The 13,427-nt window shown below is 66.9% G+C and carries 15 protein-coding genes; 10 read left to right on the forward strand and 5 right to left on the reverse strand.

Translation table 11 applies throughout. The annotated features are described in order from the left end of the window. Nucleotides 1-9 precede the first annotated feature (9 nt). The 8 genes from AC1ROX_RS15370 to AC1ROX_RS15405 are packed head-to-tail and all read left to right on the forward strand — an operon-like array spanning nt 10 to nt 7,128. Nucleotides 10-636, forward strand: a complete 627-nt coding sequence (locus tag AC1ROX_RS15370; protein WP_493126823.1) for a histidine phosphatase family protein — start codon at nt 10-12, stop codon at nt 634-636. Continuing rightward, the gene (locus AC1ROX_RS15375) at nt 637-1,563 is read left to right on the forward strand and encodes an ABC transporter ATP-binding protein (protein ID WP_493126824.1); all 927 of its coding nucleotides are present in this window, start codon (nt 637-639) and stop codon (nt 1,561-1,563) included. Beyond that, on the forward strand, nt 1,560-2,411 hold the full coding sequence (locus tag AC1ROX_RS15380) for an ABC transporter permease (RefSeq protein ID WP_493126825.1): 852 nt from the start codon (nt 1,560-1,562) through the stop codon (nt 2,409-2,411). The genes AC1ROX_RS15375 and AC1ROX_RS15380 overlap by 4 nt, the downstream gene beginning before the upstream one ends. Continuing rightward, nucleotides 2,408-3,217, forward strand: coding sequence for an ABC transporter permease (locus AC1ROX_RS15385; protein WP_493126826.1), 810 nt, complete (start codon nt 2,408-2,410; stop codon nt 3,215-3,217). Before AC1ROX_RS15380 ends, AC1ROX_RS15385 begins: the two co-directional genes overlap by 4 nt. Continuing rightward, nucleotides 3,207-4,331: an NAD(P)/FAD-dependent oxidoreductase gene (locus tag AC1ROX_RS15390; RefSeq protein WP_493126827.1), complete on the forward strand. Its 1,125-nt coding sequence runs from the start codon at nt 3,207-3,209 to the stop codon at nt 4,329-4,331. The genes AC1ROX_RS15385 and AC1ROX_RS15390 overlap by 11 nt, the downstream gene beginning before the upstream one ends. Then, the gene (locus AC1ROX_RS15395) at nt 4,312-4,605 is read left to right on the forward strand and encodes a (2Fe-2S)-binding protein (protein WP_493126828.1); all 294 of its coding nucleotides are present in this window, start codon (nt 4,312-4,314) and stop codon (nt 4,603-4,605) included. Before AC1ROX_RS15390 ends, AC1ROX_RS15395 begins: the two co-directional genes overlap by 20 nt. Continuing rightward, complete coding sequence (locus AC1ROX_RS15400; RefSeq protein WP_493126829.1) at nt 4,602-6,011, forward strand: FAD/NAD(P)-dependent oxidoreductase; 1,410 nt, start codon at nt 4,602-4,604, stop codon at nt 6,009-6,011. The genes AC1ROX_RS15395 and AC1ROX_RS15400 overlap by 4 nt, the downstream gene beginning before the upstream one ends. Before the next feature lies 1 nt (nt 6,012). Continuing rightward, a complete protein-coding gene (locus AC1ROX_RS15405; RefSeq protein ID WP_493126830.1) occupies nt 6,013-7,128 on the forward strand; it encodes an NAD(P)/FAD-dependent oxidoreductase in 1,116 nt (371 codons plus the stop codon). 116 nt (nt 7,129-7,244) lie between these two features. Here the strand turns inward: AC1ROX_RS15405 and AC1ROX_RS15410 are convergent, their stop codons facing one another. The 3 genes from AC1ROX_RS15410 to AC1ROX_RS15420 are packed head-to-tail and all read right to left on the reverse strand — an operon-like array spanning nt 7,245 to nt 9,452. Further along, a complete protein-coding gene (locus AC1ROX_RS15410; RefSeq protein WP_493126831.1) occupies nt 7,245-8,180 on the reverse strand; it encodes a glutathione S-transferase family protein in 936 nt (311 codons plus the stop codon). Beyond that, nucleotides 8,177-8,974: a phytanoyl-CoA dioxygenase family protein gene (locus AC1ROX_RS15415; RefSeq protein WP_493126832.1), complete on the reverse strand. Its 798-nt coding sequence runs from the start codon at nt 8,972-8,974 to the stop codon at nt 8,177-8,179. The genes AC1ROX_RS15410 and AC1ROX_RS15415 overlap by 4 nt, the downstream gene beginning before the upstream one ends. 34 nt (nt 8,975-9,008) lie before the next feature. Beyond that, nucleotides 9,009-9,452, reverse strand: coding sequence for a GNAT family N-acetyltransferase (locus tag AC1ROX_RS15420; RefSeq protein ID WP_493126833.1), 444 nt, complete (start codon nt 9,450-9,452; stop codon nt 9,009-9,011). Between the two features lie 74 nt (nt 9,453-9,526). On the opposite strand from AC1ROX_RS15420, the gene AC1ROX_RS15425 reads away from it, so the two are divergent. Both AC1ROX_RS15425 and AC1ROX_RS15430 read left to right on the forward strand, forming a co-directional pair. Further along, on the forward strand, nt 9,527-10,696 hold the full coding sequence (locus tag AC1ROX_RS15425) for an alpha-hydroxy acid oxidase (protein ID WP_493126834.1): 1,170 nt from the start codon (nt 9,527-9,529) through the stop codon (nt 10,694-10,696). Nucleotides 10,697-10,784: 88 nt separating this feature from the next. Next, complete coding sequence (locus AC1ROX_RS15430) at nt 10,785-11,579, forward strand: ZIP family metal transporter (protein WP_493126835.1); 795 nt, start codon at nt 10,785-10,787, stop codon at nt 11,577-11,579. Here AC1ROX_RS15430 and AC1ROX_RS15435 read toward each other — a convergent pair. Continuing rightward, nucleotides 11,566-12,165, reverse strand: a complete 600-nt coding sequence (locus AC1ROX_RS15435; RefSeq protein ID WP_493127039.1) for a hypothetical protein — start codon at nt 12,163-12,165, stop codon at nt 11,566-11,568. The genes AC1ROX_RS15430 and AC1ROX_RS15435 overlap by 14 nt on opposite strands. Continuing rightward, the gene (locus AC1ROX_RS15440) at nt 12,114-13,304 is read right to left on the reverse strand and encodes an acetyl-CoA C-acyltransferase (protein WP_493126836.1); all 1,191 of its coding nucleotides are present in this window, start codon (nt 13,302-13,304) and stop codon (nt 12,114-12,116) included. The genes AC1ROX_RS15435 and AC1ROX_RS15440 overlap by 52 nt, the downstream gene beginning before the upstream one ends. Nucleotides 13,305-13,427 lie beyond the last annotated feature (123 nt).

The raw sequence follows: 13,427 nt of genomic DNA on the forward strand, positions 1-13,427 counted from the left end.
AGAGTTGTCGTGCATCATCCCGTCTATGTGTTTCGCCACGGCGAGACCGTCTGGAACGCCGAGAAGCGCGCGCAGGGCTTTCTCGATTCGCCCCTGACCGAAGCGGGGCGTGAACAGGCCCGGGCCATGGGCCGGGCGCTGGCGAAGGACCTGCAGAGTGCGGGGCATGAGCCCGCGAACGTCATCGTGCGGGCGAGCCCGCTCGGTCGTGTCCGCGAGACCCTGGCGCTCGCTGCCGCAGAGGCGGGCCTGACGCATGACGAGCAGTCTTTCGACGACCGTCTGCGCGAGATGAGCTGGGGCGAATGGGACGGGCTGACCGGCCCGGAGATCGAGGCGCGCTGGCCCGGCGCGATGGCAGAGCGGCGGCTCGATCGGTGGACCTACGAGCCGCCGGGCGGCGAGAACTACATCATGGCCGCCGCCCGCGCCCAGGCGGCGCTGGACGATATCGCGGCTCTTGCGATGGAGCGGCCGGTCGCGGTGTTCGCGCATGGAGCCATCGGCCGGGTGCTGCGGGGCCTGTTCCTGCGCCTGCCCCAGTCCGACATCCTCGACATGGACCAGCCGCAGGATGCTTTCTATCGCCTGCATCGCGACGAAGCGGCGCGCATCGTCTCGCATGGTACGGACTAGATGGCGTTTCTCGAACTCGAGAAACTGACCAAGGCGTTCGGCACACACAACGCGGTCGATGGACTGACCCTTGGTGTCGAGAAGGGCGAGTTCGTGGCGCTGCTCGGTCCGTCGGGCTGCGGCAAGACCACGACCCTGCAGATGATCGCGGGCTTTGTCGAGCCGACCTCGGGGGCAATCCGGCTCGGCGGCAAGGACTTGCTGGCGGTGAAGCCGGCGAAGCGCGGCCTCGGCATCGTCTTCCAGAGCTATGCGCTGTTCCCGCACATGACCGTGGCGGAGAATGTCGGTTTCGGGCTGGAGATGCAGGGCGTGGCCGCCGCTGAGCGCAAGACACGCGTCGGCGAGACGCTTGAGCTGGTCGGGCTCGGCGCCTTCACGACGCGTTTCCCGCGGCAACTGTCCGGAGGTCAGCAGCAGAGGGTGGCACTGGCGCGCGCGCTCGTCATCCGGCCGCAGATCCTGCTGCTTGACGAGCCACTCTCCAACCTCGACGCCAAGCTGCGCGAGGGCATGCAGATCGAGCTGCGCCAGATCCAGCGCACGGTCGGCACGACGACGATCCTGGTGACGCACGACCAGGCCGAGGCGATGGCGCTGTCGGACCGCATCGTGGTGATGAACCAGGGCAAGGCCGAGCAGATCGGCCCGCCGCACGAGGCCTATGAGCGGCCGGCCACGCCCTTCGTCGCCAACTTCCTCGGCAAGACCAACCTGGTGAACGGCACCAGTGTGCGGCCCGAGCGCATTTCCTTCACGGGGACGGGTCTCGCGGGTACCGTTCGCACGCGCATCTTCCAGGGCAATCACTGGCTCTATCAGGTCGACACCGCATCCGGTCTCGTCACGGTGATCCGCCAGAACACCGGCGAGGCGATGCCGGGCGAGGGCGATGCCGTGCATCTCGCCTGGGAGGGGCGCGCGTGAAGGCCGCGCCCTATCTCCTCTGCCTGCCGGCTCTGGTCCTGTTCGCCGGCGTCGTGATCGTGCCGCTCGGCATGACCGTGCTGCTCTCGTTCCATGACTGGGGCCAGTACAAGGGCATCGAGCCGGTCTTCATCCTTAAGAACTGGCAGGAGGTGCTGGGCGATTCGTACTTCCACGAGATGTTCGCCCGCACCTTCCGCATCGCCTTCTTCGTGACCCTGCTGGCGGCGGTCTTTGGTGCGCCCGAAGCCTATATCCTGAACCGCATGCGCAGCCCGTGGCGCGGCATCTTCCTGCTGGTGATCCTGGGCCCGCTGCTGATCTCGGTCGTCGCGCGCACCTTGGGCTGGGCGCTGCTGTTCGGTGGCAATTCGGGACTGGTGAACAAGGCGCTGATGGGTATGGGCCTGATCTCGGCGCCACTGCCTTTCATGTTCACCGAGACCGGCATCGTGATCGCGCTGGCGCATGTGCTGATGCCCTACATGGTGCTGGCCGTCTGGGCCTCGCTGCAGCGTCTCGATCCACAGGTCGAGAATGCCGCGGTGGCGCTGGGCGCGGGACCCTTCACCGTGCTACGCCGCATCGTGCTGCCGCAGGTCATGCCGGGCATCCTGTCCGGCGCGGTGATCGTCTTCGCGCTGGCCGCCAGCGCCTTCGCCACGCCCGCCATCATCGGCGGCCGCCGCCTCAAGGTCGCTTCCACCTTGGCCTATGACGAGTTCCTGAACACGCTCAACTGGCCGCTGGGCGCCGCCGTCGCGGTGCTGCTGCTGGCGGCGCTGGTCGCCATCATCTGGGGTACCAACCGGCTGGTTGAACGCCGCTACGCGCAGGTTTTTGCATGAGCCGCAACGGCCCCATCGCGCTCGCCTATCACGCGCTGTTCGTGACCTTCATGCTGGCGCCGATCCTGGTCGTCTGTTTCGTGGCCTTCACGCCTGAGGGCTACCTGTCGTTCCCGACGGACCGCTGGTCGCTGCGCTGGTTTGAAGCGATCGGACGCTATCCCGAGTTCATCTCGGCCTTCTGGCGCAGCCTGTGGCTGGGCGCGATCTCCTCGGCGATTGCCGTGGCGCTCTCGGTGCCGGCGGCGCTCGCCATCGGCCGCTACCGTTTTCCCGGCCGTGAGGCGATGACGGCGCTCTTCATGTCGCCGCTGATGATCCCGCATCTCGTGCTGGGCATCGCTTTCCTGCGCTTCTTCACCCAGATCGGGCTCGGCGGCACCTTCACCGGCCTCGTGCTCTCGCACATCGTGGTGGTGCTGCCCTTCGCGCTGCGCCTGACGCTCGCTTCGGCCGTCGGCCTCGACCGCTCGATCGAGCATGCCGCCGTGTCGCTCGGCGCCTCGGAGAGCGTAGTCTTGCGGCGCATCACGCTGCCACTGGTCCTGCCGGGCCTCGTGAGCGGCTGGGCGCTGGCCTTCATCAATTCCTTCGACGAGCTGACGATGACCGTTTTCATCGCGGCACCCGGCACCGAGACCTTGCCGGTCCGCATGTTCCTCTACATCCAGGACAATATCGATCCGCTGGTGACCTCGGTGTCGGCTTGCGTGATCGCCGTCACCGTCGTGGCGCTGGTGGTTCTCGACCGAGCGTTCGGCCTGGAGCGCATGCTCGTGGGGAGGAGCGCCAGCCATGGTCGGTGACGAATATGATGTCGCCGTGGTGGGCGGCGGGCTGGTCGGCGTCGCCACGGCCTGGGGCCTGGCTCGCGAGGGCTGCAAGGTCGTCGTGCTCGACGAGGGCGACCGCGCGGTACGCGCCAGCCGCGGCAACTTTGCGCTGGTCTGGGTGCAGAGCAAGGGGCTGGGGCTGGCACCTTATGCCGGTTGGACGATCCGCTCGTCCAATGCGTGGCGCGGTTTCTCCGACCTGCTGAAGCAGGAGACCGGTCTCGACGTCTCGTTCCAGCGGTCGGGCGGCTTCCATCTCTGCCTGTCGGAGAAGGAACTGGAGACGCGGGCCAACAATCTGAAGCGCCTGCACGCCCAGCCCGGCATCGTCGATTACAAGACCGAGATCCTGACTCACGATCAGGTGAAGGCGATGCTGCCCGACATCGGTCCCGAGGTGGTGGGCGGCAGCTTCTGCGAACTCGACGGTCACGTGAACTCGCTGCGCCTGTTCCGCACGCTGCACACTGCGCTCAATGCGCGGGGCGTGACTTACCTGCCGAGCCATCGCGTCGAGACCATCACCAAGGAAGGTGGCGAGTTCCGGCTCGCGACGCCGCACGGAGAGATCCGTGCCGCCAAGGTGGCACTCGCCGCCGGCAACGCGAACATGCGGCTGGCGCCCATGGTCGGGCTCGAGGCGCCGATGAAGCCAGAGCGCGGCCAGATCGTCGTCACCGAGCGGCTGCGGCCGTTCCTGAACCATCCCGTCGTCACCCTGCGCCAGACCGACGAGGGCACGGTGATGATCGGCGATTCCAAGGAAGAGAGCGTCGACCCGAGCGGCCTGACGATCGGCGTCAGCGCCACCGAGGCCGAGCGCGCCGTGCGCCAGTTCCCATTGCTCGCCAACGTCAACGTCGTGCGCACCTGGAGTGCCATCCGCGTCATGACCCAGGACGGTTTCCCGATCTACGACGAGTCGCAGACCCATCCCGGTGCCTTCACCGTGTGCTGCCATTCCGGCGTGACCCTGGCCGCCAACCACGCGCTCACCATCGCGCCGATGATCGCGCGCGGCGCGCTCGACGCCTCGCTCGTCGCACCCTTCAGTGCCCGGAGGTTCCATGTTCAAGCGGCTGGCTGACAGCAGCCCGGCAGTCGGCATTACGGTCGACGGCAAACCCATCGCGGCGCGCGCGGGAGACACCGTCGCCGCGGCACTTCTGGCCGCCGGCATCGATCATTGCCGCACCACGCCCGTCACCGGCGCCCCGCGGGCGCCTTACTGCCTGATGGGCGTGTGCTTCGATTGCCTCGTGACGGTCGATGGCGTCGGTAGCCGACAGGGCTGCCTGATCCCGGTACGCGAAGGCATGAAGGTCGAGACACAGCTCGGTCGCCGGGAGGCGGGACGATGACCGTGGCTGCCGATCTGGCACCTTCCTACGATCTCGTCGTCATCGGCGGCGGTCCCGCGGGTCTCGCCGCGGCGGCGCTGGCCGCACGCGCAGGCGTGTCGACGGTGCTGTTCGACGAGAACCCGGGCGTTGGTGGCCAGATCTATCGCGCCATCACGTCGACGCCGGTAAAGGATCGCGCGATCCTGGGCGAGGATTACTGGGATGGCACGAAGCTCGCCGACGAGGCTAAGGCCAGCGGCGCGCTGATCGTGAATGGTGCCACAGTATGGAGCCTCGACCGTCAGCGCATCGTCGGCGTTTCGATCGGCGGCAAGGCGCGCATGATCGAGGCGGCGCGCGTGATCATCGCCACCGGCTCGCAGGAGCGGCCGTTCCCGATCCCCGGCTGGACCCTCCCCGGTGTCATGACGGCAGGCGCCGCCCAGACAGCGCTCAAGGCACAAGGGCTCGTGGTGGGAGGTCGCACGGTCATGGCCGGTGGCGGCCCGCTGCTCTGGTTGCTGGCGGCGCAGACACTGCGCGCCGGCGGGAAGATCGATGCCATCCTCGACACCACGCCGCGGCGCAACTGGCTGCAGGCGATGTTACATCTGCCCGACTTCGTGCTGTCGCCGTACTTCGCCAAGGGACTGGCGCTGCTGCGCGAGGTCCGTGCCAAGGTGCCGATCCATCGCGCCGACACGATCGAGGCCGTCGGCACGGACAAGGTGCGCGAGGTCGTGTTCACCAGCGGCGGCGAGACGCGGCGCCTGCCGGTCGACCTGCTGCTGCTGCACCAGGGCGTCGTGCCCAACGTCAATCTCGCCAATGCCGCGGGCGTCGCACACGTTTGGAACGAGCGCCAGCTCTGCTTCGTGCCAGTGCTCGACGCGGATTTCGGCAGCTCAGTGCCCGGCATCGCCGTGGCGGGCGATGGCGCCGGCATCGCGGGTGGCACCGCCGCCGCCGAGCGCGGCCGCATCGCCGCGATCGCGGCGGTGCGCGCGCTGCGACCCGAGGCGGCGCTGCCGGATACGCAGGCGATCCGGCAGCGACTGCAACGCGAGGAGATGGGGCGTTCCTTCCTCGACTGGCTGAACCGGCCGGCCGACTCGTTCCGCCAGCCCGAGGGCGACACGATCGTCTGCCGCTGCGAGGAGGTGACGGCCAAGCAGGTGCGCGACACGGCGAGGATGGGCTGCGAAGGGCCGAACCAGATGAAGGCCTTCCTGCGCTGCGGCATGGGCCCGTGCCAGGGCCGCCTGTGCGGCCTCACCGTTACCGAGCTGATCGCCGCCGAGCGCGACACGACGCCGGACGAGGTCGGCTACTACCGCCTGCGCCCGCCGGTGAAGCCGATCACCCTGGCGGAGCTCGCCTCGCTGCCGATCAGCGAGGCCGAGCGCAAGGCCGTGGAGCGCTAGGATGGCGCGCACGGCCGATGTGGTGATCATCGGCGGCGGCATCCATGGCTGCTCGACGGCACTGCACCTGGCCCTGCGCGGCCTGAAGCCGATCCTGATCGAGAAGGACTATGCCGGCCGCCATGCTTCGGGCGTCAATGCCGGCGGCGTGCGCCAGCTCGCGCGTGACCTGCACGAGATCCCCTTGTCGATCTCGTCGATGGACATCTGGGAGCATATCGAGGAGCTGGTCGGCGACGATTGCGGTTTCGAGGCCCATGGCACCGTGCTGGTGGCTGAAAGCGCGGCCGAGCTGGCGGGCTTTCGCGAGCGGGTCGACGATCTCAACCTGCGCGGCTTCGTGCACGAGGAGCTGATCGACGCCACCGAGCTACGCCGCCTCGTGCCCGCGGTGTCCGAGCATTGTCCCGGCGGCGTGGTCTCGCGCCGCGACGGCGCCGCCGATCCATTCCGGACCACGCAGGCCTTTCGCCGCCGCGCCGTCGAGAAGGGCGCCGAGGTGATCGAGGGCGTGACCGTCACCGGCCTTACGCGCGTCGGAGCCAACTGGAGGGTCGAGACGACGGACGGTGATTTCGAGGCACCGAAGATCGTGAACGCCGCCGGCGCCTGGGCCGACCGCATCGCCGCGATGCTGGGCGAGCCGGTGCCGCTTGCCGTCGTGGCGCCGATGCTGATGGTGACCAGCCGGCTGCCCGCCTTCATCAAGCCTGTCGTGATCCTGCGCGGCCGCAAGCTCTCCTTCAAGCAGCTCGAGAACGGCACCGTGGTGATCGGCGGCGGTCATCTCGCGACGCCCTATCGCGACAGCAACGAGACCGTGCTCGACTGGCAGAAGCTCGCGATCAGCGCGCGCACCGTGTGGGAGCTGTTCCCGGCGATGCACGAAGCCACCATCGTGCGCGCCTGGGCCGGCATCGAGGCCTACATGCCTGATAGCATCCCGGTGGTGGGAAAGAGTTCGACCTCGGAAGGCGTGTTCCACCAGTTCGGCTTCTCGACCCACGGCTTCCAGCTCGGGCCGGGCACCGGCGCGGTGATGGCGGAACTGGTCGCGACGGGATCAACCAACACGCCGATCGATGGTTTGGGCATCGAGCGGTTTGCCGCCAAGTAAAAGCAAGGGTCCCTCGCTTACGCTCGGGATGACAATTTTGGTGGAACGCCAGGTGCGCGCTGACGCACGACAGAACGACCAACAACGTTGTCATCCCGAGCGTAAGCGAGGGACCCTTAGCTCATCGGGCGCCAGTCATAGCCCAGCCGCGGGAAGTGGATCGCGACCTGGCCAACCTCGTCGTTCTCGTGCAGGAGCGCGATCTCGTCGGCGTCGATGAAGTGAACCTCGCCCTCGATCCAGTCCTTGGCATTGTCGGAGGCGCGCACGCGGGCACGCTGGCCGGGCAGGGGATCGCCTTCCTGCGGCTGCGACGGACGCGGTGTTGCAGGCGTTGCCGCGCGCGCCTCGGCCAGGGCTTCATCCGCGTCGATGTTGATGCGGTTACCGTGGCCGATCGCTTCCATGCGGTCGCGCCAGTCGAGCAGGCGCGGATAGGCATTCAGCACCTCGCGGCAATCGATGTGACGGCCGCGGAAGAACCAGACGACATGATAGGTCGCGAAGTCGGCGATGCAGGGGGTGTCGCCCAGCAGATAAGACCGTCCGTCCGCCAGCATGTCGGCGATCCATCTGACCTGCGGGCGCACGAGTTGAAGGTTGCGGTAGGCCGCCTTGCGTACCGCCTCGATCGACGGCATCGGCAGACCGTGCAGTTTGGCGCGGTCGGCGTGCAGTCCTTCAGGCATGTGATCGGCATTGATGCCCGACACGTAGAGCGCGGTCGGCCGCATGAACTGCTGTTCGGCCCACCACGAGATGGCTTCCGCCGCACCGGACGTCTTCGATGGGTAGAAGGTCGGCTGCGGCACCCGCCGTTCCAGTTCGCGCGCGATCAGCTTCGTGTCGCACCAGACATCGGCGCCGTCCTGCAGCACCGGCGTCCGGCGATAGCCGCCGGTCAACGGCGTCAGCTTGGGCTTGGGGGCGATCGGCGGAATCTCGACGGCTCGCCACGTGAGGCCCTTGAAGCCCATCATCAGGCGCGCCTTCTCGGCGAAGTTCGAGAAGTCGTACTGGTGGAGGATGAGAGAGTTCTGGGACGGCGTCATGCCGCCTTGAGTACGCCGTCGTCCGCCTCGAGGGGAAGGGGATTCCAGTTTCGCGACACGACCCAGTCCGGCCGCGGATTGTCGCCGAGCTGCGGCTTGTTGGCGACCGTGTTGCAGGAGACGTAGATGTGCCAGCGGTCGTCGGCCGAGAGATTGTGGCCCGACGCATGCAGCACGTTGCAATGGAACAGCACGCAGGTGCCGGCCCGGCCGGTGACGGCGACGGGCTCGGGCGAGCTCTTCAGGATCTCGATCATGCGCTGCTTGGGCATCGCCCAGAACTTGTAGGAGGTCGATTCGTCGTAGACCGGCTCGATGCGGCCGATCTTGTGGCTGCCCGGGATGAGGTAGAGCGCGCCGCCCATCTCCGTCGTGTCGGTCATCATCAGGTTGAAGGTCGCCATGTCGGGCCGGCGGCAGCCGTCGCGCATCCACGAGCCGTAATCCTGGTGCCACTGCCAGACCGTGCCCTCGATGGCCGGCTTGGTGTTGATCTTGGTGTGATAGACGTAGACGCCGTCGTCCTTCAGCACCTGCTGCACGGGCCTGAGCAGGCGCGGCGTGCGGACCAGCGCATGGAAGGGCTTGGAGCGGGTGGCGCCGTCGTTTTCGTGGACACGGAAGATGGTACGGACGCCGCCGGTATGCTCGCGGACGACCTCTTCGCTCTCGACGCCGGAGAGCCGGGCGACCTCGCGGCGCAGGACCGCCACTTCATTGCGGTCGAAGAGATCAGGAAACACGAGGAAACCGTCGCGGTCGAATTGTTCGATCTGCTGGTCGGTCAATTCCATGGCGCATCCTCCAGTTCGTTTTGTCGACGCTAACTCAAGGGTCCATCACGTAGTAGACCTTTTTCTCACGTCGCATGCCGAGACGGTCGTAGAAGCGCTGCGAGCCGGAGTTGCCCTCGCCGGTTGTCCAGATGACCCGCGTGTCGCCGCGCTCCCTGGCCAACGCCCTTATGCCCTCGATCAGTTTCTCGCCGACGCCGGCCGAGCGTGCAGTGCCGCTGACATAGAGTTCCTTGAGGAACAGCCCGTGGGTGAGGTTGGGGCCGGGGAAGTAGGGATTGAGGATGGCGAAGCCCAAGAGTTGGCTGTCCCGTTCCGCAACCAGGCACATCGTGCCGCCAGGCGGGGCGGCGGTCAGGAAGGACGCGCCCGCCGCGCCTGATCCGTCAGCGACCGGGTTGCCGTAGTGATGCTCGTGTTCCTCCAGGAGGCGGGCGAGCTGGGCCTCGTCGCCCGGTTTTGCGTGCCTGATTTGCATGACCGTCCGTCTAACACCGCTGGCCTGCAGCATCAAAGAACGGCAAAATTGGCGTCACGCGGGAGTAAGAATCAATGAAAGACGTCGTCAACATCGAGGATCTGCGCAAGCTCGCCAAGAAGCGCCTGCCCAAGATCGCCTATGATTTCATCGAGGGCGGCACCGACGACGAAGTCGGCCTGGTCACCAACGAGCAGGCCTTCCGCAAGGCGCGCATCGTCCCGCGCTACCTGGTCGACGTCTCGGTAAGAGACCAGTCCACGACCCTGTTCGGCCGGACCTATTCCAGCCCGATCGGCATCGCCCCGACCGGCCTCGCCGGCCTGTTCCGCCACGGCGCCGACCTGATGCTGGCCGAGGCCGCCCGCGACGCCAACGTGCCGTTCATCATGTCGGGCTCCAGCACCGGCTCGATCGAGGATCTCGGCAAGCTGGCGCCCGACCATGGCTGGTACCAGCTCTATTCCGCCAAGGACCCGGCCGTCTCGGAAGACCTCATCAAGCGTTCCGCCGATGCCGGCCTCAAGACGCTGGTCTTCACCGTCGACGTCCCGGAAGGCTCCAACCGCGAGCGCAATACGCGCAACGGCTGGGCGCGCCCGCTCAAGCTCACCTGGAAGACCAAGTTCGAGGCGCTGATGCATCCGGCCTGGATGATGCAGTGGCTGCAGCACGGCACGCCCTATTTCTCCAACTGGGCGAAGTATGCCGGCCCCGACGCGACGGCCGATAAGGTGGCCGACCTCGTCGCCTACCAGAACCGCGCGCCGATGACCTGGAAGCATGTCGAGCGCTATCGCGAGCTGTGGAAGGGCAACTTCGTGCTGAAGGGCATCATGCATCCCGACGATGCGATTCGCGCCCATGCACTGGGCGTCGACGGGATCATGGTGTCGAACCACGGTGCCCGCCAGCTCGACAACGCGCCGTCGCCGCTCGAGGTCCTGCCGGCGATCCGCGACGCGGTCGGCGACAAGATGACGGTGATGTTCGACGGCGGCGTGCGCCGCGGCCTCGACGCCATCATCGCCCTCTGCATGGGCGCCAAGTTCGTCTTTGTCGGTCGCCCGACCCTCTACGGCGTCACGGCGGGCGGCATTCCGGGCGCGGCCAAGGCGCTGCAGATCTTCAAGCGCGAGGTCGACATCAGCATGGCGCAGATCGGCGCCACCAAGATCGCCGATCTCGGCCCGCAATTCATGATGTGGAAGGACGAGGAGGATCTGCGCCGCAACCGGCGCTGATCCGGGTTATACTCAAGGCCAAGTTGCGCTTCGGCGCCGGGTCGCGCTTTCTCGCCAGACCGGGTTTCGTTCTGGTGAGGGAGTCTCGATGCTTTCCGCTTTTGCTTCATCGTCGCCGATCCTGGCAGGCGCACTCGCCAGCCTGTGCGCGGGCCTGGCCACGGCCGTCGGCGCGCTGCCGATCCTGGTCATCCGGAAACTCTCCGATCAGGCGCAGGACGTCATGCTGGGCTTCGCCGCCGGCGTGATGCTGGCGGCCTCGTTCTTCTCCCTGATCATTCCCGGCATCGACGTCGCACAGGTGCAGGGTGCCACCAAGCTCGGGGCCGTGACGCTGGTGATCGCCGGCATCCTGTTCGGGGCGGCGAGCCTGTGGCTGGTCCACCGCTACCTGCCGCACGAGCATTTCGTGCTGGGACGCCAGGGGCCGCTGACGCAGCGTGTCCGGCGCATCTGGCTGTTCGTCATCGCCATCACCCTACACAATTTCCCCGAGGGCCTAGCGGTGGGTGTCGGCTTCGGCGGTGACGATCTCGGCAAAGCCGTTGCGCTGGCGATCGGCATCGGCTTGCAGAACATGCCCGAGGGGTTGGCCGTCGCCGTCGCATTGTTGACGCTTAACTACAGCAAAGGACAGGCCTTCTTCGTCGCGCTTCTGACCGGGCTGGTCGAGCCGATCGGCGGCCTCCTGGGGGCGGGCGCCGTCACCATCGCGCAATCGCTGCTGCCCTGGGGACTTGCCTATGCCGGCGGCGCGATGATCTTCGTCATCAGCGACGAGATCATCCCCGAGACCCACCGCCGCGGCTTCGAGAACCACGGAACGGTCGGCCTGATGATCGGCCTGGTGGTGATGATGTTCCTCGACGTCATGCTGGGCTGATCGTGCCGACGTCGGGCAGGAGGTAATTCGGAACTCGGTCCGGCCGATAGCGCCGTGGACGATTTTGTCGGAGGGCGAGGCGTTCTTCCGACAAGAGCGGAAACAGCGGCACAATGTACGAGTTGAAGTGGAAATGTGATTCCCCGACGCCCAGGAGGACCCAGCCTATAAAGCGGAGCCACTTCCATCCACCGCGAAACTTGATGCGGCGGCGGATCGGCACGAGGCGCTGGTGCAATAGCTGCACGAAATCACGATAGAGGTATCGGCCCGCCATGTTGCTCGACAACAGAATGGTTTGCCGATCGCGAAGCCTCAGCTCGCAGAAGAAGACGGTGAAGATGTCACCGCGCGCAATGTAGCTGCTTTGCTCCGCCACCTCACAAAAAAGCCGGATCGCTCGGATCCGGCTGAAAGGCATGACGGCCGATCGGCCGTCGTCATTTACAAAGCAGAGCCCATCGGCGGTGATCTCGATATCGACATCACCGCCGGACTCACCGATCAGGAACGGATGGCGCAGGGCCTGTCCGCTTACTGCACGACCTCGAACAGGCCGGCGGCGCCCATGCCGCCGCCGATGCACATGGTCACGACGACGTTCTTGGCCTTGCGGCGACGGCCCTCGATCAGGGCGTGGCCGGTGCAGCGCGCGCCGGTCATGCCGAACGGATGGCCGATCGAGATCGAGCCGCCGTTGACGTTCAGCTTCTCGTTGGGGATGCCGAGCTTGTCGCGGCAGTACAGGACCTGCACAGCGAAGGCTTCGTTCAGCTCCCAGAGGTCGATGTCGTCCATCTTGAGGCCGAACCGCTTCAGCAGCTTCGGGATCGCGTAGACCGGGCCGATGCCCATCTCGTCCGGCTCGCAGCCGGCGACGACCAGGCCCTTGTAGATGCCGAGCGGCTTCAGGCCGCGCTTGGCGGCTTCGGCGTCGCTCATGATGACCGCGGCCGAGGCGCCGTCGGAGAGCTGGCTGGCGTTGCCGGCGGTGATCCACTTGTCGGGACCGGCGACCGGCTGCAGCTTGGCCAGGCCCTCGAGCGTCGTCTCCGGACGGTTGCCTTCGTCCTTGGTGAGCTTCACCGTCTTCTTGCTGGTCTCGTTCGTGTTCTTGTCGGTGACCAGCATCGTGGTCTCCATCGGCACGATCTCGTCGTCGAACTTGCCGGCCTGCTGGCCCGCCGCGGTGCGGAGCTGGCTCTGCAGCGAGTACTCGTCCTGCGCCTCACGGCTGATGCCGTAGCGCGCGGCGACCGTGTCGGCCGTCGTGATCATGGCGTGGTAGATGCCCGGCACGTGCTCCTGCACCCAGGGGTTCACGAGGCGGTTCTTGTTGCCGCCCGGCGGGCCCTGGACCAGCGAGACCGACTCGAGGCCGCCCGCGATCATCACCGGCACCTTGTCGACCAGCACGCGCTGGGCCGCCATCGAGATGGTCTGCAGGCCCGAGGAGCAGAAGCGGTTCACGGTCACGCCCGAGACGCTGACCGGCGCGCCGGCGCGCATCGCCGAGACGCGGGCGACGTTGGAGCCCGTGGTGCCTTCCGGCGCGGCGCAGCCCAGGATCACGTCCTCGACTTCGGCCAGGTCGACCTTGGCGCGCTCGGCGGCGTGCTTGATCACGTGCGCGCCCATGTCGGCGCCGTGCGTGTCGTTGAAGACGCCGCGGAACGCCTTGCCGATTGGCGTGCGGGCGGTGGAGACGATTACTGCATCAGCCATTTTTCTTTCCTCCTCGATTGCCGCCCGGATGGCACGGCACTGACTTCCGACAATTGTCATCCCGAGGCCGAAGGCCGAGGGACCTTTACTGTTCCGGAAAGGTCCCTCGCTACGCTCGGGATG

This window comes from Reyranella sp. GW821-FHT14A01 (assembly GCF_058803965.1).

Bases quoted from the DNA above. Each gene is read 5' to 3' on its own strand.
- AC1ROX_RS15395 (WP_493126828.1), top strand. From the start codon at position 4,312: ATGTTCAAGCGGCTGGCTGACAGCAGCCCGGCAGTCGGCATTACGGTC.
- AC1ROX_RS15430 (WP_493126835.1), top strand. From the start codon at position 10,785: ATGCTTTCCGCTTTTGCTTCATCGTCGCCGATCCTGGCAGGCGCACTC.
- AC1ROX_RS15415 (WP_493126832.1), bottom strand. From the start codon at position 8,974: ATGGAATTGACCGACCAGCAGATCGAACAATTCGACCGCGACGGTTTC.
- AC1ROX_RS15400 (WP_493126829.1), top strand. From the start codon at position 4,602: ATGACCGTGGCTGCCGATCTGGCACCTTCCTACGATCTCGTCGTCATC.
- AC1ROX_RS15390 (WP_493126827.1), top strand. From the start codon at position 3,207: ATGGTCGGTGACGAATATGATGTCGCCGTGGTGGGCGGCGGGCTGGTC.
- AC1ROX_RS15410 (WP_493126831.1), bottom strand. From the start codon at position 8,180: ATGACGCCGTCCCAGAACTCTCTCATCCTCCACCAGTACGACTTCTCG.
- AC1ROX_RS15385 (WP_493126826.1), top strand. From the start codon at position 2,408: ATGAGCCGCAACGGCCCCATCGCGCTCGCCTATCACGCGCTGTTCGTG.
- AC1ROX_RS15440 (WP_493126836.1), bottom strand. From the start codon at position 13,304: ATGGCTGATGCAGTAATCGTCTCCACCGCCCGCACGCCAATCGGCAAG.
- AC1ROX_RS15405 (WP_493126830.1), top strand. From the start codon at position 6,013: ATGGCGCGCACGGCCGATGTGGTGATCATCGGCGGCGGCATCCATGGC.
- AC1ROX_RS15420 (WP_493126833.1), bottom strand. From the start codon at position 9,452: ATGCAAATCAGGCACGCAAAACCGGGCGACGAGGCCCAGCTCGCCCGC.
- AC1ROX_RS15375 (WP_493126824.1), top strand. From the start codon at position 637: ATGGCGTTTCTCGAACTCGAGAAACTGACCAAGGCGTTCGGCACACAC.
- AC1ROX_RS15425 (WP_493126834.1), top strand. From the start codon at position 9,527: ATGAAAGACGTCGTCAACATCGAGGATCTGCGCAAGCTCGCCAAGAAG.